This window comes from Anaerolineales bacterium, from assembly GCA_037382465.1.
Lineage (GTDB): Bacteria > Chloroflexota > Anaerolineae > Anaerolineales > E44-bin32 > WVZH01.
This window is the reverse complement of sequence record JARRPX010000029.1, coordinates 1-26,371: the sequence shown is the minus strand read 5'-3', so window position 1 is coordinate 26,371 and position 26,371 is coordinate 1. Positions and strand designations below refer to the sequence as shown.

General features: G+C 58.2%; 21 protein-coding genes. 12 read left to right on the top strand and 9 right to left on the bottom strand.

The features are described from left to right. Positions 1-732 (top strand): nitroreductase family protein (locus tag P8Z34_09260; protein MEJ2550856.1); only part of this gene is annotated, 732 nt, incomplete at its 5' end. Between the two features lie 58 nt (positions 733-790). Then, positions 791-1,219: a response regulator gene (locus tag P8Z34_09255; protein ID MEJ2550855.1), complete on the top strand. Its 429-nt coding sequence runs from the start codon at positions 791-793 to the stop codon at positions 1,217-1,219. A gap of 344 nt (positions 1,220-1,563) precedes the next feature. On the opposite strand, the gene P8Z34_09250 is transcribed toward P8Z34_09255, so the two are convergent. Both P8Z34_09250 and P8Z34_09245 read right to left on the bottom strand, forming a co-directional pair. Beyond that, positions 1,564-7,686, bottom strand: coding sequence for an alpha-2-macroglobulin family protein (locus P8Z34_09250; GenBank protein ID MEJ2550854.1), 6,123 nt, complete (start codon positions 7,684-7,686; stop codon positions 1,564-1,566). Between the two features lie 469 nt (positions 7,687-8,155). Then, positions 8,156-9,364, bottom strand: coding sequence for a YibE/F family protein (locus P8Z34_09245; protein ID MEJ2550853.1), 1,209 nt, complete (start codon positions 9,362-9,364; stop codon positions 8,156-8,158). Positions 9,365-9,541: 177 nt separating this feature from the next. On the opposite strand from P8Z34_09245, the gene P8Z34_09240 reads away from it, so the two are divergent. The 3 genes from P8Z34_09240 (at position 9,542) to tatA (ending at position 10,633) form a co-directional block, all read left to right on the top strand. Then, positions 9,542-10,144 carry an HD domain-containing protein gene (locus tag P8Z34_09240; protein ID MEJ2550852.1) on the top strand — a complete coding sequence of 201 codons (603 nt, stop codon included), beginning with the start codon at positions 9,542-9,544 and terminating at the stop codon, positions 10,142-10,144. Positions 10,145-10,181: 37 nt separating this feature from the next. Continuing rightward, positions 10,182-10,373: a hypothetical protein gene (locus tag P8Z34_09235; GenBank protein ID MEJ2550851.1), complete on the top strand. Its 192-nt coding sequence runs from the start codon at positions 10,182-10,184 to the stop codon at positions 10,371-10,373. A 71-nt stretch (positions 10,374-10,444) separates the two neighbouring features. After that, complete coding sequence (tatA, locus tag P8Z34_09230; GenBank protein ID MEJ2550850.1) at positions 10,445-10,633, top strand: twin-arginine translocase TatA/TatE family subunit; 189 nt, start codon at positions 10,445-10,447, stop codon at positions 10,631-10,633. Positions 10,634-10,786: 153 nt separating this feature from the next. Here the strand turns inward: tatA and P8Z34_09225 are convergent, their stop codons facing one another. The 7 genes from P8Z34_09225 to P8Z34_09195 form a co-directional block, all read right to left on the bottom strand. Next, positions 10,787-11,038 carry a hypothetical protein gene (locus P8Z34_09225; protein MEJ2550849.1) on the bottom strand — a complete coding sequence of 84 codons (252 nt, stop codon included), beginning with the start codon at positions 11,036-11,038 and terminating at the stop codon, positions 10,787-10,789. Positions 11,039-11,465: 427 nt separating this feature from the next. Then, positions 11,466-12,833: an ATP-binding protein gene (locus tag P8Z34_09220; protein ID MEJ2550848.1), complete on the bottom strand. Its 1,368-nt coding sequence runs from the start codon at positions 12,831-12,833 to the stop codon at positions 11,466-11,468. Between the two features lie 4 nt (positions 12,834-12,837). Beyond that, the gene (locus P8Z34_09215; protein ID MEJ2550847.1) at positions 12,838-13,536 is read right to left on the bottom strand and encodes a response regulator transcription factor; all 699 of its coding nucleotides are present in this window, start codon (positions 13,534-13,536) and stop codon (positions 12,838-12,840) included. Positions 13,537-13,601: 65 nt separating this feature from the next. Beyond that, the gene (locus P8Z34_09210) at positions 13,602-14,279 is read right to left on the bottom strand and encodes a hypothetical protein (protein ID MEJ2550846.1); all 678 of its coding nucleotides are present in this window, start codon (positions 14,277-14,279) and stop codon (positions 13,602-13,604) included. 48 nt (positions 14,280-14,327) lie between these two features. Continuing rightward, entirely contained in the window at positions 14,328-15,575 is a 1,248-nt protein-coding gene (locus P8Z34_09205; protein ID MEJ2550845.1) for an ABC transporter permease, read from the bottom strand. Beyond that, on the bottom strand, positions 15,562-16,305 hold the full coding sequence (locus P8Z34_09200; protein ID MEJ2550844.1) for an ABC transporter ATP-binding protein: 744 nt from the start codon (positions 16,303-16,305) through the stop codon (positions 15,562-15,564). Before P8Z34_09200 ends, P8Z34_09205 begins: the two co-directional genes overlap by 14 nt. Then, entirely contained in the window at positions 16,305-17,750 is a 1,446-nt protein-coding gene (locus P8Z34_09195; protein ID MEJ2550843.1) for an efflux RND transporter periplasmic adaptor subunit, read from the bottom strand. The genes P8Z34_09200 and P8Z34_09195 overlap by 1 nt, the downstream gene beginning before the upstream one ends. Positions 17,751-18,257: 507 nt before the next feature. On the opposite strand from P8Z34_09195, the gene P8Z34_09190 reads away from it, so the two are divergent. From P8Z34_09190 to P8Z34_09160, 7 genes are all read left to right on the top strand, one after another. Then, a complete protein-coding gene (locus tag P8Z34_09190) occupies positions 18,258-19,409 on the top strand; it encodes a BTAD domain-containing putative transcriptional regulator (protein ID MEJ2550842.1) in 1,152 nt (383 codons plus the stop codon). 485 nt (positions 19,410-19,894) lie between these two features. Beyond that, entirely contained in the window at positions 19,895-22,372 is a 2,478-nt protein-coding gene (locus tag P8Z34_09185; GenBank protein MEJ2550841.1) for a phage tail sheath subtilisin-like domain-containing protein, read from the top strand. 31 nt (positions 22,373-22,403) lie between these two features. Further along, positions 22,404-22,910, top strand: a complete 507-nt coding sequence (locus P8Z34_09180) for a phage tail protein (protein ID MEJ2550840.1) — start codon at positions 22,404-22,406, stop codon at positions 22,908-22,910. Between the two features lie 87 nt (positions 22,911-22,997). After that, complete coding sequence (locus tag P8Z34_09175; GenBank protein MEJ2550839.1) at positions 22,998-23,759, top strand: hypothetical protein; 762 nt, start codon at positions 22,998-23,000, stop codon at positions 23,757-23,759. 3 nt (positions 23,760-23,762) lie between these two features. Next, on the top strand, positions 23,763-24,719 hold the full coding sequence (locus P8Z34_09170) for a hypothetical protein (GenBank protein ID MEJ2550838.1): 957 nt from the start codon (positions 23,763-23,765) through the stop codon (positions 24,717-24,719). 13 nt (positions 24,720-24,732) lie between these two features. Then, a complete protein-coding gene (locus tag P8Z34_09165; protein ID MEJ2550837.1) occupies positions 24,733-25,944 on the top strand; it encodes a Pvc16 family protein in 1,212 nt (403 codons plus the stop codon). Then, on the top strand, positions 25,941-26,371 hold a 431-nt coding region (locus P8Z34_09160), incomplete at its 3' end, for a hypothetical protein (protein MEJ2550836.1). The genes P8Z34_09165 and P8Z34_09160, both read left to right, overlap by 4 nt.

The window sequence follows — 26,371 nt, the reverse complement described above, 5'->3', positions numbered from 1 at the left end:
AAGCGCAAATCGGTGCGTGCCTACGAGCCGCGGCCGGTCCCGCCCGAAGTCAAGGAGCAGATTCTCAATGCCGCCATGCGGGCGCCGACTGCGGGCAATATGATGCTGTACTCGATCCTCGAGGTAGAGGATCAGGCCAAGAAGGAGCGCCTGGTCGAAACCTGCGACAATCAGCCCTTCATCGCCCAGGCGCCGCTGGTGTTGATCTTCCTGGCGGATTACCAGCGCTGGTTCGACTACTGTAAGTACGCCGGTGTGGAGCGGCACGCCGTGAAGCCGGGCGAGGCGATTGTCAGGCCGCAGGAGGGTGATCTGCTGCTGGCTTGCTGCGACGCGCTGATTGCCGCACAAACAGCCGCTCTCGCCGCCGAGTCGCTCGGGCTTGGGTCGTGCTACATAGGCGATATCCTCGAGAACTACGAGATCCACCGTGAGATGTTCGACCTGCCGCCCTATGCGCTTCCGGTCGCCATGCTGTGCCTCGGCTATCCGACCAACGAGCAGCGGCAGAGGACACAGACCAGCCGCTTCGAACCGGAATTCGTTGTCTTTCAGAATCGATATCACCGCTTGTCGCCGGAGGACTTCGAGCGCATGTTCAACCCAGCGCGAGGGGGAGAATCAGCTGGCGTCCGTATGTACCGCAGGAAGTTCAGCGCCGGCTTTTCACTCGAGATGCGCCGATCCGTACGTGCGATGTTTGATATGTTGCGAGATCCAGGCCTGCAGTGACCTGCGGGACCGGTTCAGGATTAGGAATTATTACCCATCGTGCAGATGTAGCACGAGAATGGAAAATACGTTATCTGGTTGCACGGTAAGCATTCATTTTCTGGAAGGGGAACTCATGGCTGTTCCTGTCATCTTGCTGGTCGACGATGAGCGCGCGTACGCGAAGGTTATCAAGGAGGCCCTGGAGCGAATCGGGGTTCGGGTGCACCTGGCGCATGATGCAATGGAAGCGCTGAACATGTACAGCGAGGTCAGTCCGGACCTGATCCTGCTGGATGTCATGATGCCCGACATGGACGGCCTGTCCTTGCTGCGCTGGCTGCGGGAGCATTCTGAGAAGGATGGCGTCCCGATCCACGTCGTCAGCGCAAAATCCCAACAGGCAGACCGCGATGCAGCGCTGTCGGCCGGCGCGAACGGCTTTCTGGCCAAGCCCTTCACCGTCGAGGAGCTGCGCAGCGTGATCGGGCAGTACGTGGAGCTTTGATCCGTTCCGGGATAGATAACCGTTTAATCCTGCCAGAGTTTTAAGAATGCATGAGCGCCAAACGGCGCTCGCTTTGGTCTTGCCTGATGCCACCGCGAGGAGCAAAGTGGTGAAGCGACCTAACGGCTGTCACCAAAGGTTAAATAGGCTGCCCAGCAAATGTGGAGATTGCCACGCCCTTTTCAGCGGCTGGCAATGACGTGATGTGTCTGATCCCACAGGATCGTGAGCCATGCGCTGTCCTTGCAGAGAGACATACGGGCTAGTCATCGCTTTGATCGGAATGACAGGATCGAAAAGGCCACCGGGCATCAACCCGGTGGCCTTGTTTACGGTGAGACCGGTTACTCTACGACCAGCCAATCGCTGGCGCTGCGTCCAAAGACCTCCGGCGAGTACATCTCCTCCGCCTTGGCCGGCGGCACCACGAAGGTGCCCGGCGTGGTCGCCCGGGTGACGTAGCTGTAGGTGTATACGCCGTCCCAGAGCAGCGGGGTGAAGGCTTCGGCGCGCTCGTCGCGCATGTTCTGGTGCTCGTACCAGGTCCACCACCACCACCAGCCGTAGCGGTACTCCGAGCTGCTCGGATCCTGCGGGACGCTGCCCGACACCGCCAGGGCCGGGTTGACGATCTCCAAACCGGCGGGCAGCGGGTCGACCAGCGCCACGTGGTAACGGCGGTTGTCGGCGACCATGGTGATGCGCACGCGCACTCGCGTGCCGGCCTTGGCGTGCCAGATTCCCTGTTCATCCTTCCAAACGTCGTCGGGATCGTCGGCGCCCTCGTACTCGCGCGTGACGACGAAGCCCATGTCCAGCGGGTCGAGCCACAGATCGGTGGGCGCATAGCTCAACCCCAGGCGGTAGTACAGCCGCCCCGTGCCGATCTTGCTCAGGATCAGGTCCTGGGTTCCGCCGCCGCCCAATTCCTCGTCCACCAGATAGGCCATGGGGATGTCGGTCTCGTGGCGTTCGTCGCTGTAGCCCTCGTACTCATGTTCGCCGGCGTAGGTGTCGCCCAGCCAGATGCGGGCCACGAAGTCGGGGGTCTGCGCTTCGAAGGTGTTGAAGTAGCGGTCCAGAGCCAGCAGCACGAAGACGTTCTCCTGCGTGTTGCCCCAGCGACCTTTGGTTCGATGCGCCAGGAGGCCGTTGACAAGTTTGGGGATCAGGTCGCTGTCGGGATTATCGAGGATCAGCGTGTCCAGCAGGATGGCGTCCGTGCGCCGGTTCGAACTGAGCAGCAGGTAGGTCTGATCGTCGTAGTAGGTGGTGAAGTTCGCCGCGCCGGCGGTCTCGACTACGCGGTTGTTGACGAAGAGCCGGATGGTTTCCAGTTCGGCGGCGGAGTTGGGATCGTCCACCAACGTCTGCCAGATCCAGCCCACGGCGTCGAGGGACAGGTTCTCGATCCCGGCTTCTTCGAGCAGCGCGCGGGCCTTTGCCGTGTCCCGGTCGCCCATCAAGTTACGCACGTAGAGGGCGTAGGCGCTGAGGGTCTGGCGGGTGCGCATGCTGTACCAGTAGGGGTAGTGACTCTCGATGTCCTGCAGGTAGTAGAGCAGGCGCTGCTGCATGTCCTCCGGCACCTCGTAGCCCTTAAGCTTCGCCCGCTGCAGGGCGTGGGCCACGTGGATGGTGTTGAAGGGGATCGAGTCCTGGCCGCGGCGCCAGTAGGGGAATCCGCCGTCGTAGTTCTGGAGGCCGCTGAGCCGTTCGATGTCGCGAATCACGGCGGCTTCGATGTCCTCGGCGGGTGGCAGCCCTTCGGCTTCGAACGCGGTGAGCACGTCGCGCAGGGCGGCGATGCCCAGCACCCGCGAGGCCAACTGCTCGGAGCACTCGTAGGGGTAGGCAACCAGGTAGAGCACGGCGTCGGTGAGCGCCTGCAGCGCCGTCGACGAAGTGGTGATTTCCAATCCGCCGAACTGCGGGAAGACGTCTTGCGGCGCTTCCACGGGCTGGGCGATGGCGCCCTGGTCGATCACACCGTAGGTGGCGAAGGCTTCCGTCGTGGCCGGCGTGTAAACCGGCATTTCGACCGTGGCGGCGTCGGCGAAGTCTCCGGAGACGGCCGCGATCTGCACGCGCGCCGTACCGGCGCTGTCCGTGTTGGCCGGGAAGCGGACCTCGATTCGATTGTGCGCCGGGACCTCCACGCGCTGCCCCTGACCGTCACTGAGGATCAGGTTGGAGGTGCGCATGACGACGTCGACGGTCAGGGGATCGTCGGTCTGATTCTGCAGCACCACGGGCAGCTCGAAGGAATCGCCGAAGTTGAGGAAACGTGGTGCGGAAGGCCGCACCATCAGCGGCAGACGGGCGGTGAGGTTGGCTTCGGCCATGCCGAAACGGCTGCCGCCCGAGTCCACGGCGACGACCATAATGCGGTAGCGCGTCAGGTTGTCGGGCAGCGTGACCGTAACCTGCGCTTTTCCGCTCTGGTCCGTGCGTACCGACGGCGCGAAGGTGGCCAGCGGGTTGAAGTCGATGCGCATGCGGATCGGCTCCGCGCCGACGGCGCCGCCCGCTTTGGCCTCGTCCGCCGCCATTTCTTCCATGGGTTCGGCTGCCATGGGTGCTTCGACGGCCAGGCCTTCGGATTCTTCTACACCGCGAAGCGCGGCACCCGTGGGCAAAGCTTGAAGTTCACCCGCGGCGTTAGCCGTATCGATCAGCGTCATCGGATCGACCAGCACGATGCTGGAGCGGCCGTAGTAGCTGCCGAGATCCGAACCGCGCTGGGAGTAGAAGATGGAAACCGGGTCGGGGATGTCGTAGTTGGTCAGCGCCAGAATGGCCTCGTCGACCACGACGACCGCCACTTCGGCGTCCGCCACCGGATCGCCGCCGGCATCGACCAGAGCCAGGTCGACCACGGTCTCCCCGCCGGGTTCCAACTCGGTCTCCTGCGGGCTGACATCGAGTTTCAACGTGCGTTCGAGCGGGGGGACGCTCAGGTTGAGTTGGCCGCTGGCGTAGGCAGGCCGGGGCGGTATGCCCTCGATGACCTGGCCTTCGTTGTCCGTGCGTGCGGCATCGCCGACAACGTCCACCTGAACGAACAAGTTGGGGATGTATTCTTCTTCGATGGGCACTTTCAGCGTGATCGAGCCCTCGTCGATGGTGAAGCTTTGGGTGTAGAGGATGCCGCTGCGGCTGACGGTCAACAGGCCTTCGGCGGGCGTGAAGGGCGGCTGCACCAGAATCTCGGCCACGTCTCCCGGCTGGTAGTTGTCTTTGTCGGGGATCAGGGTGACCTCTTCTTTTTCGACCTCGCGCGACGGCCGCTGTTCGCCGCCGCTCACCCAGCGGATGAACTGGGATTGATTCTGGCGGCCCATGGCGTCGTTGATCGTGGCCGTGATGCGGTAGCGTCCGCCGAGCGGGGTTTCGAACTCACAGCTCACGGGTTCTTCCTGCGAGCCGACGGTGCATTCCTGCACGTCGGCATCGACCTGCTTCCAGTTACCTTCGACGAATTTCCACTCGACTCTCGCTGCGCTGACCAGGATCGGCCGGTCGACGACCGGGTTGCCGTCCAGGTCGGTGACGATCAGGTCGATTTTCAGCGGAGTACCGCGTTCGACGAAGTAGCGCTCGCTGCGCAGCCCGACGTACAGTTCTGCGGGGTGCACGAGCAGGCTGGTGCTGGATGACCAGGCCTGGCGGTTGACGTCCATGACCGTCGATTCGGCCATCACGCTGAAGGGCTGCGTCAATTCCGTCTGGCCGAAATCGATGCGCAGGTAGTGATTGCCGGTGGCGTCGGTCAGACCGGTATACGACTGCGTCTGGTAGCCTCCGCTCGTTGGTTCCTCGTAGTAGTAATACCACCAGGGCGTCCAGCGCCCGAAGGTGAAGTCCGGCCAGTTCGGAGGCTGGTAGCTGCTGGGCGACGAGTTCACGTACCAGGACACATCGGCGCCGGGCAGGGGATCGCCGGCGTAGTACTTGGCTTCCACGGCGACGATGGCGTGATCCCCCACGAAGTAGGGTCCCGTCGTTTCGTTACGCGCCGTGACTTCGAACTCCGGCCGGCGGAATTCCTGGATCTGGAAACTGTAGTTGTAGCCGTTGCGGTCGATGTTACTCAGGCTGCCGGAAGCGTTGAAACGCACCTGGGCGTAACCCAGGTTGGCGTTGTCGGGAATGTCGAAGACGAAATCGAATCCACCCAGCGCATTGACCTGGACGCTTCCGTTGCCCAGTTCGTTGCCCTGGGGGCCGGTGATCGAGTAGTTGACCTGCGAGACCTGGCTGCCGACCAGCCCGACGTCGCCGTCCTGGCCGCCGCCGATCTTTCGCAGCCATCCCTTGAAGTGCACTTCCTCTCCGGGGCGGTACATCTGGCGGTCGTCGAAAACGTACCAGCGCAGTTGGTCGCGCACGGAGCGCACGGTCCAGCCACTGTCTTCGTAGTAGGAAAGCGAGTTGGGTAGTATCGCTTCGTCGGAGCCCTTGCTGGCCACGAGGTAGGTCGTGCCGCCGGCAGGGATGTCGAAGCGGATCATGCCGTCGTCGCCGGTGGTGTAGCGCTGACCGGAGGGCTGCGGGTCGATCTTCACGCCGGACAGCGGCTCGCCGTTCTCCAGCGCGGTGGTCCAGACGATCATCTCGCTGTGATCGACGAAAGCGTCCACGCCGATCTGGGTGATCTGCGTCCAGACCTGGATGGTCTCCCAGTAGCGGTCTTCCGTGTCGAACAGGCTGCGGTGCGGACTGGCGATGACGATGAAGTGGCCGGAATCGCCACTCATGTATTTATCGAGATCGATGCTCAGTTCGGTCAGCGTGTCTTCTGTGACTTCGAAGCTGCGCGTTTCGTCTACCAGGAGTTTTCCCGGTGGATCGGGCGGCGTGTCCGTGCGTCGGTATTCGTAGAGGTAGTTCAGGAAATCGGGCCAATCGGTGGGTTCGACGGCGTAGATCTGCAGATCCAGTTTGGAATAGTTGATCGAATAGAGCGACAGCGCCGGTTCCTGTGCGGAGGGATCGAGCGTGATGAAGACTTGATCCGGTCCCATGAGGATGGGCTGTGCAGATCCGACGCGGAAGCGCAGCCGCTCTGATTCGCCCAGCGTCTGGCCGAAAATGTCTGTGATGTCCGCGGAAACGGTGATGTTGTAGGTCGTACGGCCTTCCGTGGCGCCGCGGATGGTGATCGTGTTGCCGTAGATGCCGGCCGTCACGGCGGGAATTTCGGGCTCGATGGTGAGCATGCCGGCGTCGAATTTCTCACCGTCCAGGGGATTGTTGAAGCGGATGTAGAACGGAGTCAGTGGGGGGCAGTCCTCGTCGTACCAGGAGCAGCCGTAGTCGTCGACGGTCAGCGGCGCATAGGTTCGGAAACCGAAATACTGCGCCGACTCGCTGAGCAGCGGTCCCTCGGCGGAGGGTGTGCCGGGACCGATGGTGACGGAGATGCTGGCAGCCTTGGGCAGGGACTGCAGGGCCTTAAACGCCAGCCAGCGGCCTTCCTGTGTGTGTTCGATGAGGTTGCTGACGATTTCGTCTTCCTTGATCTCCTCGTCGGTGGCCAACTTTATGGAGATCTCCTGGTTGTCCGCCGTTACGACGATGGTGTCCAGCACGGCCTGCGGATCGATGCGCTGGTTGAAGGATGCGAAGAAGATCGGATCCAGCGGCTGCGGATCGTTGGAGGGATAGTAGCGGTCCAGGGTCACGGTGGGGGTGCTGAAGGTGAATTGAATGGTCTCTTCGAGCACGCCGCCGACGGCCGATTCGATGCCGGCCGGTATGGTGACGGTGTATTGCGTGGACATGGGCATGCGGTCGATCAACTCGGAGTCGTACTGGAAGTTGAGCGTCTTGGTGCCCAGCCAGCGCCAGGTGCCCTCGAGTTCGGGTTCGATCTGCACGGGAACGTCCTTTTCGCTCAGGTCTTCGAGAGTGGTCAGCGGGACCATGGGCTGGTTGAAAGTGACGTTGACAAAGGGCGCGATGGGAATCTCGCCCTCCGGGGAGTAGCGCAGCACCTCGAGCGGACCGGGCTCGATCGCCTCGGGTCCCGGGGCGACTTCTTCGGGCGGGAAGGTTTCGTCGATCGTCTCGCCGGGGCGCGGTGGAGGAATGACTTCATCCGGGAGGCGGAACTCGACCTCGTCTTCCGGTTCGGTTTCGATGTCGGGCAAGCGGGCGATGATCGCTTCGGCTTCTTCGTCGGAAAGCGGCTCGCCGCTGGTTGCGGGCAGGGGTACGACCTCTTCGGGCTGTTCCTGGCCTTCGCTGAGCTGGATCGTAAGACTCGAGGCGGCCTGCTCCGTGGGCGGAACGTTGATGACGATCGGGACGGGCGTCTCGCCGGGGGAAGGGGTTCCTTCTTCCGGCCCGCCGCCTATGATCCTGGCGAGACCGAAAATCACCCCCACCAGCGCCACGAAGGCGATGGCGACGAGGGCGATGATGCGCGTTTGACTCCAGGCGGGTTTAGGGTCGTTGTCCATGGGTGCACGTCTCCTATGGCGAAATGTGAGGCGTCAACGCCTCCATCTTAGAGTAAGACGGCGGAACGCGCCATAAGGTTCCCTTACGGTCCCCCTTGTAGGAGGGCGAACGGGGGTGAGCGGAGAATTTGGCCACTCATCTTGGAAAATGAGTGTTGAGAAAGGACGCCTTTCTTCCCCCCTTTTCATCCCCCCAGCGTGTTGTGGATGCGAGCCTGGATAGGGATCGGCAGATAAACATCTGCCTAACATCGGTTCCGGATATATATCCGCAACCAGCGTCTGGATCGTAGGTTGGGTTGAGGGACGAAACCCAACGTTGACTATAACTGTGGGTTTGAACTGGTTTTTTCTTCCCCCCTGTCGTCTCCCCACAGGGCCGCGAGCGGCCCGCTCCACACCTCCGGTAAAGCGGCCCGTAACGTTGATTGCAAACACGAAATGGATATAGGCCGCAAAGCACCTACGATTACTCTGTCGTCTCGTTTGATTCGGCCGCTGGTTTCTTTAGATTGAGACTTGCCCCTCTACTGCGGCGGACGACCAGCAGGCTGGCGATGGCGGTCGAGATCGGCGCCGCCGAAATCAAACCCAGCGATCCGGCCAGCGTACGGACGATTTCCTCGGCGACGAACTCCAGATTGATCAGATGCGAGAATCCCTGCCCGGATAGGGTGAAGAGGACCAGCGTCGGCAGGGCGGCGCCGGCGTAGGCCATGAAGAGGGTGTTGATCATCGCCGTGACGTGGTCCTGACCGACGCGAATGGCGCGGCGATACAAGTCGCGCGGACCGAGCTGCGGATCGGTGTCGTTGAGTTCGAAGACGACCGAAGCCTGGGTGATGATCAAGTCGTCGAGCGCGCCGAGGGCGCCAATCAACATTCCCGCCAGCACCAGGCCGCGCAGATTGATCGTGATATCCGACTGCTGCATAATATAGAGCGCATCCTCGCTGCCGTACCCAGTGAGACGGGTGAGGTTGACGAAGAATCCAACCATCAAACCGGTAAACACCAGCGTGCACAACAGTCCCAGAACGGCGGCGTGCGTCTTCAAGGACCAGCCGTAAATCAGATAGATTGTGGCGCCGAGAAGCAGGAAGCCACCCAGCACGCTCACCAATATGGGATCCTTACCTCGTAATATGCTGGGGATGATGAAGCCCATGATCACCCACAGACTCAGCAGTAGGCCGATCAAACCACGCCCGCCTTGCGCGCCGCCGACGATAACGCTGAAGACCACGAAGGCGATCAAAAGCCACAGCAGAGAACGCGTGCGCACGTAATCCACGAAGTGGGCGCTCACCGTGCCGTCGGGCATCTGATCCATCTGCACCAGCAGCCTGTCGCCCATGCGGATGTTCAAACCCTCCGGGCGTATCTGGCGACGGCCGTATTCGATCGTCCGGATCCAGCCTTTGTACGGACCTTCCAGGATCTCGATCCGCAGCACCTGATAGGTCTGGGCGTGTTCTCCCAAAGTGACCGTGCCTTGCTCGACGATCTCCAGGACCTCGGCCTGATACATGTTTTTGGCGAGACCGATGCGTTCGTCTGCCGGGGTGGGCTTCGAAAGAAGTGTGTTCAGACGCGGCACGATGGTCAGAATCAGAACGGAGGCGAGGGCCAGCAGCACGAGTGCATAGACCAGGAATCGCCGGGTTTCTCTCGACATCGTTTTCTTCTCCATGCTTCTCGGGAGGTCGATTATATTCGAAAGACTCTGCGCTGTGACCGGCGCATCGGCGTATTTCCGACGGGGGGATGCAGCGTTGGAGACGCCTCACGCTGGTTGCTTAATGGATGGATATCATCCATAGTTGAGTTGAAAGTCAAAGACCCTGGAGTGGATATGAATGAAGAACGCCTGGAGCGGCAGATCCGATTCATCATGGAAATCGATAAGCTGAAGGCCATTAAACGTCGGTCCTACATTTTGGGCGGCGAACGCCTGGAGAACACGGCCGAACACAGCTGGCACGTCGTCGTGCTGGCCATGGTGTTGGCGGAATATACTAACCGTCCCGTCGATTTGCTGCACGTGCTCGAGATGTTGGCGGTGCACGATTTGGTCGAGATCGACGCCGGCGACACCTTCTGCTACGACGAAGAAGGCAACATGAGCAAAGCCCGACGGGAAACGCAGGCCGCCGAACGCATCTTCGGCCTGCTGCCCGAGGATCAGCGGAACGAATTCCAAGCCCTGTGGTGCGAATTCGAGGAACGCAGCACAGCGGAGGCTCAGTTCGCCAACGCCATGGATCGCACGATGCCGCTGCTGCATAACTTCAATGCCCAGGGGCGTCCCTGGCAGGAACACAATATCCGCAGCGATCAGGTTGCCGAACGGATCGCGCCGATTCAGGACGGCGCACAGACGTTGTGGGAGTATGCCCGGAAGGTGGTTGAGGATTCGATCGATAAGGGGTATCTTTCGGGCGCCGATGGGGTTTGAACACTGGATCGATTATGTTGGAAACAGGAGGAAAGACGTGGACGAAAATCGTGAAAAATCCCAGGATGAACGATCGCAGATCATTGGCCGCTGGGTGGCGACTGGCATTGCCATCGGAGCCGGATTGGGCGTGGTGTTCAGCAACATCGCCCTCGGTGTCGGCATCGGACTGTGCCTGGGGGTGGCAATCGGCGCCTCGCAGGCACAGAAGACGGACGGAGAAGCCTGAATTCGGTTTACCGCGTTAAGTGGTAAGATATTAAGTAGAAATCGAAAGTGTTTCTGAGGAGAGTTGCGAGCATGTTTCGACCAGGTACGACTGAATTGATTGTCATCTTGGTTATCGTGGTCTTGCTTTTTGGCGTCGGACGGATTTCGAAAGTTGCCGGTGAGTTGGGCAAGGGAATCCGAGAATTTCGAGCCGGATTGCGCGATGAAGATGAAGGCGAAGAGGTAGAACAAGTACAAGATACCGACGCGAAATCCTAAAAGCTAATTTCCGGGAAAGGATGTCTACTTTTTTCCTTTCGTGACGGATTAACGTTCCATTGTTCGAGAACGCGGTCACAGAAATGGGCCTTCACATGCGTGGAGGCTTTCTTTCATTCCTGGAGCGTTACTGGAGCAACCATTGATGCGCTCCTATATGAATTGGCAGGGGATACCCGTTATGGTTTCCCAAAGTTCCTTCGACGATCGATCCTCTCCGGCAGCCTTCGCGTTGCAGCGGTCAAAATCCCAGCGCTGCGGATTTTCAGTGATGTATCGACGCAAGGAGTCCAGCGCGCGCCCGTTACAGATGACGTGTTCCCAGTAGTTGCGCTGCCACAGGCGTTTGATGTATGGCGGCCAGTCCGAATAATTAACCCCATCAACATATCGTTTAGTGGTCATTGTCTTAAATCGATGTACTGCTTCTGGCAACGATAGTGTAGGGGCAACCCCTGTGGTTGCCCTGATTTAGGGCGGACACGGGGGTCCGCCTCTACAGGTGTGTCCTCAATGAGGATGATGTTTCCATGAATGTGATTGGGCATGATGACAAATGCGTCAATTTCAATTCCGGAATAATGTGTTGGTATTTCATGCCATACATCGTTCACCATCTCTCCGGCAGGATTCGGGTTTATTTGGCATTTGGTGATCTCTCCAAAAAGATGGATGTGATCCTGCGTGCATATGTATATAAAATACGCGCCAGGTTGAGTGTAGTCATAATGTTGTAAACGGATCGAACGGCGGTTGTGTTTTTTCGAATTGCAGGACATGGTTTCCCCCTCGATGTGAATTTACATGATATTCAGGTGACTTTCAAAACCTTCTATGCGTGTTTCGCTGCGGCTAACCAGATGACGAACGTGGCGCCCTGGCCGGGTTCGCTTTCTACCCGAATACGCCCGCCGTGCAGCTCGACGATCGACTTGGCGATCGCCAGGCCCAACCCCGATCCGCCGGTCTCGCGTTGGCGGGATTTGTCCCCGCGGTAGAAACGGTTGAAGACGTTGGGCAGTTCCTGCGCTTCGATGCCCGGTCCGCTGTCCGTGACGCGCATCTCCACGCCGTCTTCGGATGCACCGGCATACAGTGTGATCGTGCCCCCTTCGGGAGTGTAGCGCAGCGCATTGTTGAGCAGATTGTCCAGCACCTGTGCCATGCGTTCCGCGTCGACCGTAACCTGCGGCGTACCGGGGTCGGCGTTCAATACCAACTCGATCTGTTTTTCGACCGCGAAGGGACGGTGGGCGGCCCGGGCCCGCTCGAGCAGCGCCCGAGGCGATATCGACTGTAGGTTGAGAGTCAGCTCGCCGGCATCGGCCCGCGAGAGCGTACGCAACTCCTCGACCAGGCGGCCCAGTTGGGTGGTCTCATCGCGGATTACGTCGAAAGTCTCCGCGTTGGCGGGCAGTACGCCCTCCGCCAAGGCGTCTACGTGACCCAGGATCACGCTCAGTGGGGTGCGCAGTTCGTGTGCGATGTCTGCGGTCATCTGGCGGCGCAGGTCCTGTGCGCGTTCCAATTCGGAACTCATACGGTTGAACGCCGTAGCCAATTGGCCCAATTCATCTTTGGATCGCACGGGAACGGTGCGGCCCAGATCGCCTGCGGCGACGGCCTGCGTCGCCGTGGTTAACTCGCGAATGGGGCGCATCAGGGCGCGCGAAAGCAAGATGCCCAGCAGAAGCGAGAGAATCGAAGCACCCGCGGCGCCGAAAACCAGCAAGCGGGTAACCCGATTGAGGAAAGCGATTTCGCTGGGATTTACCCGAAACGCCTCACGGGTGTCCAACAGGTAGCCGATAATCTTGCCGTCCGACTTTATCGGCACGCCTTCCTTTAATACATCAGACGGGATTTGTTCACCGCGTTGATAGCCGGCTCCCCCGATAATCACGCTGCCGCTGCTGTCGGTCAGGGTGATGAAATTCACCGTCCGCGGCCCGGGTCCCTGTCCCTGTCCCTGGAAAGGAAAGCGATCTGGAAGAGGCAGCGCTTCTTGAATATCAGACCATCCGCCGTGCGTGCGGTAGTGTTCGGCCAGTTGCTCGATGAACGCGCCGGAGTATTCGTCGAAGATGAAATTGCGAAATTCATACTGCGTCGTGCGGCTGGCGAAGAGCGCGATCAAGCCCACCCCCAGCAGTCCCACGATGAGAAAGGCGATGGATAATTTCACTGCCAGGCTTCGCATGTTTTCAATCCCGGCTGAAACGATAACCCACGCCGTAGACCGTTTCGATGTAGCGCGGCTCGCGGGGGTCGGCTTCGATCTTGGAACGCAGATTCTTGACGTGCACGTCGATGGTGCGTTCGTAACCTTCGTAGGCCGTGCCCTGGATGCGATCGAGAAGCTCCAGACGCGAGAAGGCGCGGCCCGGAGTGGACATCAACGCCGCCAGCAGGTCGAACTCGGAAGGCGTGAGATCGACTTCGCGCTCCCCAACGGTCACCAGATGACTCTCGCGATCGAGCGTGACGTCCAGGCGGCGCAGCACCTTGGCGGTGGGTTCGTTGGCGCCCACGCGGCGCAGCAAGGCACGCACGCGCGCCAGGAGTTCGCGCGGACGGAACGGTTTGGTTACGTAGTCGTCGGCGCCGAGTTCCAAACCGATTACCTTGTCGTCGTTGTCGACCCTGGCGGTGAGCATGATGATCGGCGTGTGCTGCTCCTTGCGATGCGCGGCCATGAATTCGTAGCCGTTCATTTCCGGCATCATGATGTCGAGCACGATAAGATCCGGTTTCTCCTGCCGCGCCAGGATGAGTGCCTGGCGGCCGTTGGCGGCCTTCACCACGCGGAATCCTTCCTGGCTGAAGTACGCCTCCAGTAAAGAGACCAGGCGTTCTTCATCGTCTACGATCATGATGGTTTTTGTCACACGATCCTCACTCATTCACACACGCCGTCGATCCTTAGTGTACAAAGAAATAGCATTGCTGAACAGCAGCCACTCTGCAGCTACGACGCGGCGCGTTCCTGGAGCAGTTCGATCAGCGGCTCGACCAGGAACAGATTCGTGCGGTTGCGAAAGCTGCCGCCCATTTCTTCGCGGCGCGCTTCCATCGTGGCCAGCGTCTCGGGATCGATGTCACCCCCGAACATGCCCCCGCCCTGACCTTGTCCCTGGCCTCCGCCCGGGCCCATCTGCCTGCCTCCGGGGAAATTCCCGGGACTAAAACCTTCGGGTAGGTCATCGGGATTGAAACCCTGCGGTGGGTTTCCGCCTTGAAATCCGCCCGCTGCGTTCGTATTATCCAGGCCCAGGCTTTCCATCAAGGCTGCGATGTCATCTTGAGTCGGATTCATCTCAGCAATGGCCTGCATCTGATCGGCGGTCATCGTCTCTTCGATCTGGTCGTAGAGCGCGTCGATCTCCGCCTGCGCGGCGGTGTCGCTCTCGGACAGGCTGAGCACGGCTTCCCACAGCGGCAGCAGTTCAGCCGCCTGTTCCGGCGTGACCGCCAGATCGGTGTCTTCGAGCAGGAAGGTGCCCATGGAAAGCCGCATCTGCGGTGGGTAACCTCTCGTCCCGGATTCGAGTCCGGACGTCGCCTCACTGGTTTCCGTCGCTGAACTGCCGCAGGCTGCCAGCAGCAGGACCATAATCGAGATCGGGATCAATTTAGTAATTTTCATCGAGCACTCCTCGTCGATTGGTTTGGTTTTGCATAATAACGCCATGGGTTACTCGTGTCGAAGCGCCTCGATCGGGTCGAGCTGCGAGGCCTTGTTGGCCGGGTAGTAGCCGAAAAAGACGCCCACACCGGCGGCTGAAGTGAATGCCAGAAAGATCGAAGAGAAGACCACGACCGTGCGCATGCCGCTGATCGATCCGAAGAGCCACGATCCGGCTGCGCCGGCGAGCACGCCGATCAGCCCGCCGATCAGACTCAGCAGCAGCGCCTCGGTGAGAAACTGCCAGCGGATGTCGTTGGGCGTGGCGCCCACCGACTGGCGGATGCCGATCTCGCGCGTGCGTTCGGTCACGCTGACGAGCATGATGTTCATGATGCCGATGCCGCCAACGATCAATGAGACGCCGGCCACCCAGCCGAGCAAGTTGCGAAATGCGGCCGTCGTGGACTCCTGGGTCTGGATGATGTCCTGCTGCGTGGTCACGCTGAAGTCGGCATCCTCGAGCGAGACATCGTGGCGCTTGGCCAGCAGGAGTTCGATTTGCTGGATGGTGCTGTCCAGCACCTCGGGGCTTTCGATCTCCACGTAGATCACGCGCACGTTGTTGCCCATGAAACGGGCGAACATGGAGGGCGTAAACTTCTGGAAGACCACGGTGATGGGCACGTATACCTGGGCGTCGAAATCGACTCCACTGACCAAACCGCGTTCGGCGAACACGCCGATCACAGTCAGTTTGGTCGTGTCCACGGTGATCATCTGGCCGATGGGGTCTTCTTCGCCGAAAAATTCCTGGGCCAGATCGTAGCCCAACACGGCGATTTTCTGCTTGCGGTCGACCTCGCGCTGGTTGAAGTAGCGCCCGTCGGCGATTTCCATGTCTCGCACAGAGGGGAAGTCCGCCGTGGTGCCCTGGATGGTCACATCTTCCAGGGAGGCGCTGGCCGTCTTCACCGTCTCGGAAGAGGACATCTCCACGACGACGGCCGAAACGCCTTCGACCTCGTCGGCGATGGCGAAGGCGTCGTCGTAGACCAATCCACCCGCACCGCCGCCGCTGAAGGGGTTGCCTCCGCCGCGGGCGCCGATGCGGCCGAAGCTGGAAGTGACGTAGATCAGGTTCGAACCCAAGCCGGTGATCTGGTCCTCGATGGTGGCTTCGGTGCCGGCGCTGATCGAGACCATAACGATCACCGAAGCGACGCCGATGATGATGCCCAGCATGGTGAGCAGGGAGCGCATCTTGTTGCCGGTGATGCTCTCCCAGGCGACGTTTAGGAATTCACGCAGATTCATGCGCCACCTTCTGTTTCTTGGCCTTGCCGGAGCCGTTCTTGACGATCTGTTCCACATGGCCATCGAGCAGGTGAATCGTGCGCTGCGTATGGGCGGCGATCTCGGGATCGTGCGTAACCATCACGATCGTGCGGTCATCTTTGTGCAGTTCGTGCAGCAGCTGCATGATCTCTTCCCCGGAATGGCTGTCCAGGTTGCCGGTGGGTTCGTCGGCCAGAATGAGCAGCGGATCGTTGACCAGGGCGCGGGCGATGGCGACGCGCTGCTGCTGGCCGCCGGACAACTCCTGGGGCATGTGCGACAATCGATCACCCAACCCCACCGATTCGAGCACCTTGCGCGCCGTCGCCTCCCGTTCTTCCATGCTGCGCGCATGCTTGCGGTTGTAGAAAAGAGGCAGCATGACGTTCTTCAGCGCGCTGGTGCGCGGCAGCAGGTTGTAGGATTGAAAGATGAAACCGATGCGTTCGCCGCGGATGTGCGCCAGCTGGATGCGGTCTTTCTGGCTGATGTTCTCGCCGTCGAGTACGTAGGACCCTTCGCTGGGACGATCGAGGCAGCCAAGGATGTTCATCAGCGTGCTTTTGCCGGAACCGGAAGGGCCCATCACGGCCACGAATTCGCCGCGTTCGATGTGAATGCTCACGCCATCCAGCGCGGCGACGCGGACGTCTCCCTTGCCGTAAATCTTCTTCACATCGTTGGTTTCGATCAAAACCGGAGCGGCCATCAATTTGTCTCCACGATTCCGGTCGTGACCACTTCGCCCACTTCCAGGCCGGAGGTGATCTCGGCGTAGGTGTAATCCATGATGCCCACTTCGACCGTGCGCAGCCGGGGTTCGCCGTTCTCGTCGAGCACGAACACGGCGTATTTACCCTGCGAAAGCTCGCGCAGCGCCTCGACGGGGACGAGGACTGCTCCGATGGCCTTGCCGGCGATCACGTCCACGGCGGCGTTCATGCCGATCAACAGGTGATCGAGGCTGGGATTGTCCTCGCCGTCCAGCAGCACCAGGCCGCGCACGGTGGAGATGGGCCCCTCGCTGTAGAGCTCGGGATCCAGCTGCACCACGTGTCCGGTGTACATCAAGTCCGGGAGGGCGTCGAAAGTCACCTCGACCTCGTAGTCCAGGTCGATCTTATCCAGATCGGTCTCGTCGAGATAGATTTCCAGGTAGAGCTGGCTCAGATCGGCCACGGTGATGAACGTGCCCGAGACCGTCTGGCCGGATTCGGCCGTGACGGCCATCACGGTGCCGTCGACGGGTGCGGTGATGATGGATTCGTCCAGATTACGCTGCGAGACGGCCAGCCTGGCTTTGGCGTTGTCGAGCTGCAGCTGCGCCTTCTCGACTTCGTCCGGATCGGGGCCGTCCTTGACGCGCTCGTAGGCGCGTTCGGCCTGATTTACCTGCGCTTTGGCCATGGCGAGTTCGGCGTCGAGCTGCGCCTGTTGGATTTCGGTAGGTTCGCCTTTGTACCAGTTCAATTCGCGCAGGACCGAGTTGTAGTGGTTTTGGGCCGCAGCGTACTGTGAGAGGGCGATGGCTTTGGCGCGGTTGGTGTCCGAGGTGTTGGAATATTTGTCGTACTCGGCTTTGGCGCGCTTGAGCTCGATCTCGGCCAGGATCAGATTGGCCTCGGCGGCGTCGATGGTCGCCTGGCTGGCGCGGTTGCCCGCTTGCTGCACGGACCAGGTGTACTCGGCGCTCTGCAAGGCATCCCGGGCGTCGGCCAGATCGAGCAGCGCCTGAGCGGTGACGAGATCGGCGTTGTCATAGAGATCGTCGAGTGCGTTCTGGGCGTCGAGCACGGAGAGTTGATCGGCCGAAACGCTGGCCTGCAGTTGTTCGCGTTCCCCCTGTACGGCAAGCACGTCGCCGGCCTCGACCGTGTCGCCGGCCTGAACGTCGAGCTCGTCGATGGGTCCGCTGGCGGCGAAACCCAGCTCGTATTGGTGACCGGCGGTGAGCGTTCCGGATCCGCTGGCGTAGATTATCAGGTCGCCCTGGCGCACGCGTGCGGTCTGCAACTGGTCGGTTTCGGCCACCTCGCGCTGGCGGAAGACGGTGAGTGAAAGCGTGACCGCCGCAGCGATGAGCAGCACCACGGCACCTGCGCCGATAAGCTGCTGCTTGCGGCTCCACTTGCGGATATCCAATTTTCGAAGCATGAGCTTGGGTTCTCCTTTGCGGCATAGCGGAATAATTTCAAGCGAAAGTATAGTTATCAAGCGTTAAAGAGTGATGAGGATGTTGTGAAGGAATTGTGTGGATCTTCGCTGCTAAGGAAATCGAAATACCTAAAGGGCATCAAGAGTAATTTTTGGGAAGACGTTTCATGCAGATATTACGACCTAATTGGTCGAAAATATTAAGATTCAAATTCGAATTCTTGTCGTAAAATATTGATATATAGGGGTTGGATATTCCTCGCTGCTGGTGCAAAGACCGGTAAACACGGAAACCTATTCGAGAGATACCACAATCCAAAACCGATACAGCCCAAGATGAAGGGCTAGGTAAGGGGGTTATTCTATATGGAAAGTCTACTGCCGGATAAGGGAGATTCCGCGTCCTCTCCTTTGTCTGCTCATGGAGTTGCCGTAGAACTCGTTAATTGTCTTCAGGATCTCGAAAAGGGGGAATATCTCGGCTGTGAAGCTTATCTAGAGAGTATCGTGGATATCGATCACGACACGGATGAAACACCGCTTATGTGTTGGACGTTTTTACAGATGGCGATGGTGTTGTTGGAAAGACGCGATTTGGGTCGAAGTGTCATTTGGTTCGAGCGAGCGTTTGAGATGGCAGACGATAAAGCAATTCCGCACTGCGGACCGATGTTGGAAGCGCTGTCTGACATCGCCAAAGCCCACTTCACCATCTTCAAGACGCATGCGGGCTTGCAGCTCATCGTCAATCAAATGGAGAACGAGATTCAAGCATTAGAGGATCAGCTGCGTGCTGTTTTGAGTCGCCTCGAACAGGCTTTGAACCAGACGAGATATGAAAGAGGGGCGATCGAGACATCCACGCAACAGGATCACCAGAAGCGGGAAATGTATCAGGAAACACTCTTTGTGCGGCTTTTGGGATCGTTCGATATGCGGAAGAAGGACGGTAAAAGGGTCACACTTTGCGCCAACCGTAAGGGCCAGATGATTTTCAAATTCCTGGCCAGCTCGGAGAAAAAGCGCTGCCACAAGGAGATGTTGCTCTCCACCTTTTGGCCCGAGGATGATCCCGAAGATGCGATAGGGAAACTACACATTGCAATAAGCCGCCTCCGACGCAGCTTGGCTAACGCCGAAATTGGCAATGCGATCGTGTATGAGAACGATGCCTACAACCTCTGCCCTGGCCAACAAATTGACACTGATGTGTCGAGCTTCGACCTGCACTACCGAGCGGGAAATCTCTATCTGGCCAACGGCGCAGTCGATGACGCGGTGAAAGAGTTCGAACAAGCTCTACCGCTGTACCGCGGCAGTTACCTGGCGGAGATAATTGGTGAGGATTGGCCGATCCAAGAACGTATGCGTTTAGAGGAGCAATACTTGCATCTGCTCAGCCATCTTTCGAGATGGCACTACGAGAGTGGTTCCTTCAAACAAACGATCGATCTCTGCCACAAGTTGCTCGCCCTGGACGATCTGCGGGAGGATGTGTATCGGCTGTTAATGCGCGCGCTGCACAAGATCGGGCATCGCAATCAAGCCCTTCGAGTCTATGAAGACCTCACGAACCTGCTGAAAAAAGAACTCAGTGTCGAGCCGATGTCGGCGACACAGAAATTGATGACCGCCATTCGTAACGAATCAGACATCTAAACCTCGAAGTAACAGACAATCCACAGAATATTAACAGTTCAAAGACAGAGCTACCGAATACACTCAAACGAGCAAGCCGGGTGCTTCTTATACAGATAGGGGTTTTCCTCATATCCCAAGAACCTCAAGATCTTGGCCGTTACTATACATTTTCTCTGTGCGTCAATCCAACCGGAGATAGTAAAACATTTAAAGGCCAGGTAGTTCTGACGGATGGCCGCACAATCGGTTTGGCAGAAGGTTTATACATTGTCCGCGTGTGGCTTGAACCCAGGGGGCGAGTACGAGGAGCCATCATTCAAGAACAAACTGGCAATTCCATCCGCTTTCAAAGCGGTGATCGAGTCGCAGAGTTTGTGAAGGGGTGCATATCCGATCAAGACTGTTAGAAAATCCAAACATCAGGGGTGATACTCCCTCATGGTATCCGTTTGATCATTTGATCTTCCCAGACAACTGTGGAAGAACAGGAGGAGGCAAGTGCTATGACTCAGGTGAGTTATCCAGGCGTATACATTCAAGAAGTGCCAAGCGGGGTGCACACCATTACGGGCGTATCGACCTCAATCGCCGCCTTCTTGGGCCGCGCCAGCAAAGGGCCAATCAACAAGGCAGTACGTATCCAGAGCCTGGCCGATTATGCCCGGCAGTTCGGTGATCCACATCCGAAATCTGATCTAGCTGAAAGTGTGCGCCTGTTCTTCGGCAACGGCGGTACGGATTCGTACGTGATCCGCCTGGCAAAAGGAGCCAAGAAGGCCAAGGTGACGCTCAAGTCTTTGGGCGGAGATGACGCCTTGGAAGTGGCAGCCAAAGCCGAGGGTACTTGGGGCAACACCGTTCGTCTGCAAGTCGATTACGATACTGCCAATCCCAACGAAACCTTTAATCTATACGTCATCTTAGAGGAAGGGGGAAAGGCGGTCACCACCGAAAGCCACCTCGGTCTGACCATGGATCCCAACTCGCCTCGATTTGCGCCCACATTCGTTACGCAGAGTTCGGATCTGATCGATCTCGAGTTGAGCTCCACCCTGGGGCCGGTATCCGATTCCAGCAAGCCGATCAACGACATCAGCACGAGCTTCGCCGGATTTTCACAATCCCGTAGTCCACTGGGCACCTCGGTCGCCGAGGTCCGTACGACGATCGACGATTTGGTCAACCCGGGAGGGTCCTCCGCGCCGGCCAAGATCACCATCAGCGTCAACGATAAAGATCCGGTCACGGTCGATTTGAGTCCCTGGACGATTTCCGGGAGCACATCGCTGACCGATCTTGAAACCCACCTCGAAAGTGTGATCAACCCGGCCTTGCAAACGATCGACCCGGGGTTGAGCGTCGATTGCAAGTTCACCAAAGTGGGAACCGGTGGGAATGCTTTCTATCTCCTCTTCATTCAGGCTGAAAATGTGGCTGGATGCGAACCCTGGGCCAGCGTGCGCGTGAGTCGCGCGGCGAAGGACGACGTCACGGCTGCGCTGATGTTGGGCATCGATCAGGGTGGTTTGGAGTTTGTGCGCTGGAGCGATTTCCGCCCGGCACCGACCGGCTCGGTGTTGAAGTTGGGCACCATCCCCTCCATTTCTTCACCCATCAGCGCGCCTAAAGATCTTACCGACATATTGGATGAAATCGCGATATTGAATCAAAGTGATATTACCAAAATCACCATCGACGGCACCGATGTGATGCTCAATACGGCGGACTACAATCTGGTCACTGTTACCACCGGAACGCCCCTGTGGTATCAGAGCGCCGTTGACTCCGCCAGTCCAACGGCGCATGAAGACAATGACGGCGTTCGGGAAAAGCTCAAGATCATTGCCAACGCGATCAACGCCGATACTACGCTGTCCTATCGTGCCAAAACCTGGGGCTATCAATTGGCCATTCTAGCTACCAGCGGTACGATCAACAAGACGCCGTCCAGCATCGCCACGGACGACACGGCCTTTGACGCCGGTGAAATGCAGCTCAACGTACGCCAATACACCTTGGGTTCTTCCGGAACTGGCAGTTTCAGCACTCCTGGCCAGAGCGGGGCCGATGGTAGTGCGCCGACGGTAACCGAATATTTGGGCAATCAGGACGCTCAGACCGGGTTTTATGCTTTGGATTCGGTCGACCTGTTCAATCTAATGGTTCTGCCGGGCGATCAAGAAGTCACCGAAGCCGATTTCGACAAGATCGTGGGTCCCGCAAGCAATTACTGCTCCGAAAATCGCGCTTTCCTGCTCATCGATTCTCCTGCAAGTTGGATCAACAAGAATCGACCGGAAGTCGTGCAGGATACTTCAAAGGTCAACGACCTGCGTTCCTTGGTAAACAAGACCAATTCGGCCGTGTTCTTCCCGCATCTGAAATATGCTTCGGGAAGCCTGACCAAAACAATCGGACCGTCGGGCGCTGTTGCCGGATTGATGGCCCGTATCGATTCCACTCGCGGCGTTTGGAAGGCACCGGCCGGAATTGAAGCCGATCTGCGCAACATCCTGGGGCTCGACCTCAAGCTGACCGATATGGAAAACGGGGTGCTCAATAAGTTGGGCGTCAACTGCCTGCGTAGTTTCCCCAGTGGGTTTGTGTGCTGGGGATCGCGTACGATGGCTGGTTCCGATGATCTCGGATCGGAGTGGAAGTACATACCTATTCGGCGCTTTGTACTGTTTCTGGAGGAATCGCTGTTCCGAGGCACCAAATGGGTCGTGTTCGAACCCAACGACGAACCGCTGTGGGCCAAGATTCGACAGAACATCAACGCCTTCATGATGGGGTTGTTCCGGCAAGGCGCTTTCCAGGGCTCGACGCCCGATAAAGCGTTCTACGTCAAGTGTGATGGAGATACAACCACCCAGGCCGATCGAAATCTGGGCATCGTGAATATCGAAGTCGGTTTTGCCCCACTCAAACCGGCCGAATTTGTGGTCATCAAGATCCAACAAATAGCGGGTGATCTCTAGTCTTGACCCTCAGGAAAAGGGAGGCAATTTCATGGCTACTGGTTTTGTTGTCAATACCCATCGCTACGACCCATACAAGAATTTCAAGTTCAAAGTCTTGTGGGACGGAAAACCCGTTCTGGGTGTGAGTAAAGTGGGTGCGTTGAAACGCACGACCGAAGTTGTCAAGCATCGTTCTGGTGGTGAGAATAGCACCGATCACAAATCGCCCGGAAGGACGACCTACGATGCGCTTTCGCTAGAGCGCGGCATTACCCACGACGTGGAATTCGAGAAATGGGCCAACATGGTCCATCCCTATGCCGGTGATACGGGCATGGATCTGGTCAACTATAAAAAGGAGTTGACCTTAGAGGTGATGAACGAGGCGGGTCAGGTTGCCTTCCGTTATTTCCTCCATGGCTGTTGGGTGAGTGAATTTACCACCATGCCGGATCTGGATGCCAACGCAAATGCAGTTGCGATCGAAAGCATCAAGATCGAATTAGAAGGCTGGGAACGCGACACCGATACGAAAGAACCGAAGGAAGGCGGCTAACACATCGCCGGCCGTTCGTCGTTCCCTGAATTACTTTTACTGGACAACGAACGTTGAGATCTTAGCCCAGCAGATTTCGAGATGGTAATGGTTAATTCCGCCTTCCGTCCCTTTGGCTTTTTCAAAGGTGATCTCGACATTGATTTCGATTCTCCCCGGCCGCAGCTGGTGAGTGAGGTTTTGTATGCCTGCCTGGCAAATCGTGAGTCAATCGACCCGGCGATCCTGGAGACTTTATCGGTTGGTGACCGTCTGGCACTGCTGCTTGAATTGGTCAGGACAAACGGCCATGAAATTCTGGTGGTCAACATGACCTGTGATGCGGCCGGCTGCGGGCAGTCGTTCGAAGTCGATGTCAAGTTAGCTGCGCTACAGGAATTACAGCGTCGGGCGAACAAGGTCGAGCGGGTTGAGGTCCATGCACATGGAGCGAGAATCATCCTGCGGCGACCAACGGCTCAGGATCAATACCGCTGGCAGCGGTGCAGTTTCGAAGATTCACAACAAGCGGCAGAGGAGATGGTGCAATCGTTGTTGGTCGAAAGTGAGGTGGAGCTGGCGTTACCCATACCCGAGGCGGTCGTCCTGACAATCGAAGAAGCCATGCTGTCGGCGGATCCTTTGATTGCGCCGACCGTGACCAGCAAATGCCCGTACTGCGGACAGAACGGGGAACGGCCAATGGATCTGGGACGGATGTTGTTGGCGCATCTGAAAGATGTTCAATCGAGTGTGATCGATACAATCCATCGTCTCGCCAAATCCTACCATTGGACGGAAGACGAAATTCTGGCCTTGCCAGCGAAACGGAAAGAGCAGTATTTGAAGTTGATCGGACGAGAAAGGTGAAGCATGGGTAGTTATTTCGATGGTGTGATACGACAGACGGGCCTTACATTCGGATCTGCGTCTCCGCCAGGAGGACGGCGGGTTGAGCAAGGCACTCAATCGATTTCGCCATTGGATCAAGAGCGGCGAGTCTTCGTCGAACCAACCCACGCCGCTGGTCCAGAGCTGCTGCCTTCTTCTCAAACCAGGATGCCGCGCAGATCAACACAGGCAGGAGTCGATTCCGCAGCAGAGGTGCCCATTCCAATCGAGAAGGATCGGGAAGCGGTTGAGGCGGCCAGAGCCTCCGATCCAATACAGGCAACAGCACCCGAGTCGGCCGATGAATTCGAATCGAACGAGCATGGAGTCGAGGCGGCGGTTCACGATGGACTTCACTCCACCGAGCCGGTGAACGAAACCCAATCCGTCGGACATCCCAGCGCCAGCGAACGATCCCTTGTGACGGAAGATTTGGATGGGATCGAGACGGGCCAGAGTTTGGGTGAGAAGCCGGGATCAATCGATCCAAATCAGATTGTTGGATCGGGAGATAGGTCGACTTCTACCGCAATGGAACACCAACAGGATGTTGACCGCAGCTGGCAAGTTTCACTTGAATCTCGGGAGCGACCGCAATTATCGACGGGCCGGCAAATCGTCCGGCAAGTTATGGAATGGGTCGGGGATGAGAATCCACGGCAGAGCGTCGTAGAGGCGGAATCCGTCGAGCGTGGTGGTAAGGTTCTTCCCGCGCAAACTATCATCGATACCCTTTCGACCCGACCTGTCCAACAGCCATCCGTGGTCGAGCAGCAGCAGTCGCTGCATCTTTCGATCGGATCGATCGTCATGACTTTGGATGGATCTGTGAGTGAAGCCGCCGTGCAATCAAATCCTCAACCGAAATCACAACCCGCTCCATCGACTGCGCCAGAACCGCCCATGCGGTTGAGCCGTCATTACCTGCGGATTCGCTGAAGGAACTGTGCCGATGACATTAGCCAATACAGCTGCAGCAATCGGAAAGGTAAGTGAGTGGCTGCAGGTTCGTTTGCAGGATCGTGCTGGAATGGATGTCACCATAGGCCGTCCCGAACCGAAAAACGCTACAACAGGAACGGTTAAGTCGAGACTCAATTTATTCCTCTACGAAGCCGACTTCGACCCCACTATGAAGAACTTGCCTCTGGAGCAAGACCGTAATCCACCGTTGTGGTTGACCTTGAAGTACCTGCTGACGGCTTTCGATGAGACCGGCGATAGCGACACAGCCATGGCGCACGAAAATTTAAGTAAAGGATTGCAGGGTTTACAGGAATTGAACATCCTGCCGTCACCCGACCCTGTCCTGCACGCCGATATATATGCCGCTTTGGAAGAGAACCCGGAGTCACTCAAAATCACTTTCGATGCGGCACCAGCGGATTTGTTGTCCAAGTTGATGCAAGGTTCGGATGAAAAGTATCGCTTTTCGATGGCTTTTCAGGTTCGGCCCATCATGATTGCTCCTGCCGAACCGCCCAGTTACAGCCTGGTCGTGGGTGTCGATCATACGCAAGCTCCGCCGGACGAAATCGGAATGGCGGGCGTTCGAATTCCTATTCTGCCGTCGATGGGGCCAAGCCTGGAATCCGTGCGACCGACCAAGTTCGAGGTTGGAGATGAGATCACGCTTTCCGGCAGTGATTTGAACCTGGAAGGCTTGCAGGTTCGAATTGGCGAAGTCATGTTCGGCGTCAGTGCCCAACGGCCCAATCAGGCGCGTGCGCAGTTGTCTGGGACGGTATTTGCGGGCGACAGGATCGGTGCTGGAGAACATCCTGTCGGTGTGGTGCAGGTGTTGATCTCGGGCCGCATGCGCAGCAGCAACATCCTGAAAGGCAGTCTGAGGCCAACGGTGACCTCGGCCAACGCCAGTGGAGTGGCGATCTCGAGTGTCCCTCCAAACGTCGTCGGTGATATTGATTTGAGTGGATTTCTTTTGGGTCGAGCACGGGATGACATCTTCCTGGCGCTTTATGACGCCGAGGAAGGTCGGGTCGCTTATGTGTTCGAAGGCCCACTGACATACACGCCGGACCAGACCGGCTTGACGTTATCGATTGCAGATGCAGAGGCTGTCGCACCTGGCCGTTATTCGCTGATCCTGCGTGTCAACGGTCAGCAAGCGGTAAACAGCCCGGAGGTAGATCTGTCGGTATGAACACCAACCCGACCTTTCCTGAAACAACTACCTTCATCCCCGGGTTGTTTGCCGTCGATGAGCAGGCGGATTACTGGCTGCGCCAGGTGACTTTACGTATGCGGCGTGAAATCGGCTGGCTGCGCTACGCTCGCGGCGGCGGCCTGGAGCCACTGCCTCCTTTAAGCGACCGCGTTCAGGAGGCGTTGGATTTGGTTCGTTTCCAGCAGGAGCGAGCCCAATTCTTTGCCGGCGATACCACCGCGGTCTATTTGACTCAACAGATCGATACGCCGCTGGCTCGTTCCAACGTACCGCCCTTGCGTGGATCTTTCGGTTGGGTGGTCGATCAATTGGATCTGGACGCCCCGGCATGTTTTCTTCTGGCATTGGCCCTGGTGAGCAGCATTGACGGCGCTGTCGGGCACGTCATCGCGGCCTGCCTCAA

Bases quoted from the DNA above. Each gene is read 5' to 3' on its own strand.
- P8Z34_09255 (MEJ2550855.1), top strand. From the start codon at position 791: ATGGAAAATACGTTATCTGGTTGCACGGTAAGCATTCATTTTCTGGAA.
- P8Z34_09250 (MEJ2550854.1), bottom strand. From the start codon at position 7,686: ATGGACAACGACCCTAAACCCGCCTGGAGTCAAACGCGCATCATCGCC.
- P8Z34_09245 (MEJ2550853.1), bottom strand. From the start codon at position 9,364: ATGTCGAGAGAAACCCGGCGATTCCTGGTCTATGCACTCGTGCTGCTG.
- P8Z34_09240 (MEJ2550852.1), top strand. From the start codon at position 9,542: ATGAATGAAGAACGCCTGGAGCGGCAGATCCGATTCATCATGGAAATC.
- tatA (MEJ2550850.1), top strand. From the start codon at position 10,445: ATGTTTCGACCAGGTACGACTGAATTGATTGTCATCTTGGTTATCGTG.
- P8Z34_09225 (MEJ2550849.1), bottom strand. From the start codon at position 11,038: ATGACCACTAAACGATATGTTGATGGGGTTAATTATTCGGACTGGCCG.
- P8Z34_09220 (MEJ2550848.1), bottom strand. From the start codon at position 12,833: ATGCGAAGCCTGGCAGTGAAATTATCCATCGCCTTTCTCATCGTGGGA.
- P8Z34_09215 (MEJ2550847.1), bottom strand. From the start codon at position 13,536: ATGAGTGAGGATCGTGTGACAAAAACCATCATGATCGTAGACGATGAA.
- P8Z34_09210 (MEJ2550846.1), bottom strand. From the start codon at position 14,279: ATGAAAATTACTAAATTGATCCCGATCTCGATTATGGTCCTGCTGCTG.
- P8Z34_09205 (MEJ2550845.1), bottom strand. From the start codon at position 15,575: ATGAATCTGCGTGAATTCCTAAACGTCGCCTGGGAGAGCATCACCGGC.
- P8Z34_09200 (MEJ2550844.1), bottom strand. From the start codon at position 16,305: ATGGCCGCTCCGGTTTTGATCGAAACCAACGATGTGAAGAAGATTTAC.
- P8Z34_09195 (MEJ2550843.1), bottom strand. From the start codon at position 17,750: ATGCTTCGAAAATTGGATATCCGCAAGTGGAGCCGCAAGCAGCAGCTT.
- P8Z34_09185 (MEJ2550841.1), top strand. From the start codon at position 19,895: ATGACTCAGGTGAGTTATCCAGGCGTATACATTCAAGAAGTGCCAAGC.
- P8Z34_09180 (MEJ2550840.1), top strand. From the start codon at position 22,404: ATGGCTACTGGTTTTGTTGTCAATACCCATCGCTACGACCCATACAAG.
- P8Z34_09175 (MEJ2550839.1), top strand. From the start codon at position 22,998: ATGGTTAATTCCGCCTTCCGTCCCTTTGGCTTTTTCAAAGGTGATCTC.
- P8Z34_09170 (MEJ2550838.1), top strand. From the start codon at position 23,763: ATGGGTAGTTATTTCGATGGTGTGATACGACAGACGGGCCTTACATTC.
- P8Z34_09165 (MEJ2550837.1), top strand. From the start codon at position 24,733: ATGACATTAGCCAATACAGCTGCAGCAATCGGAAAGGTAAGTGAGTGG.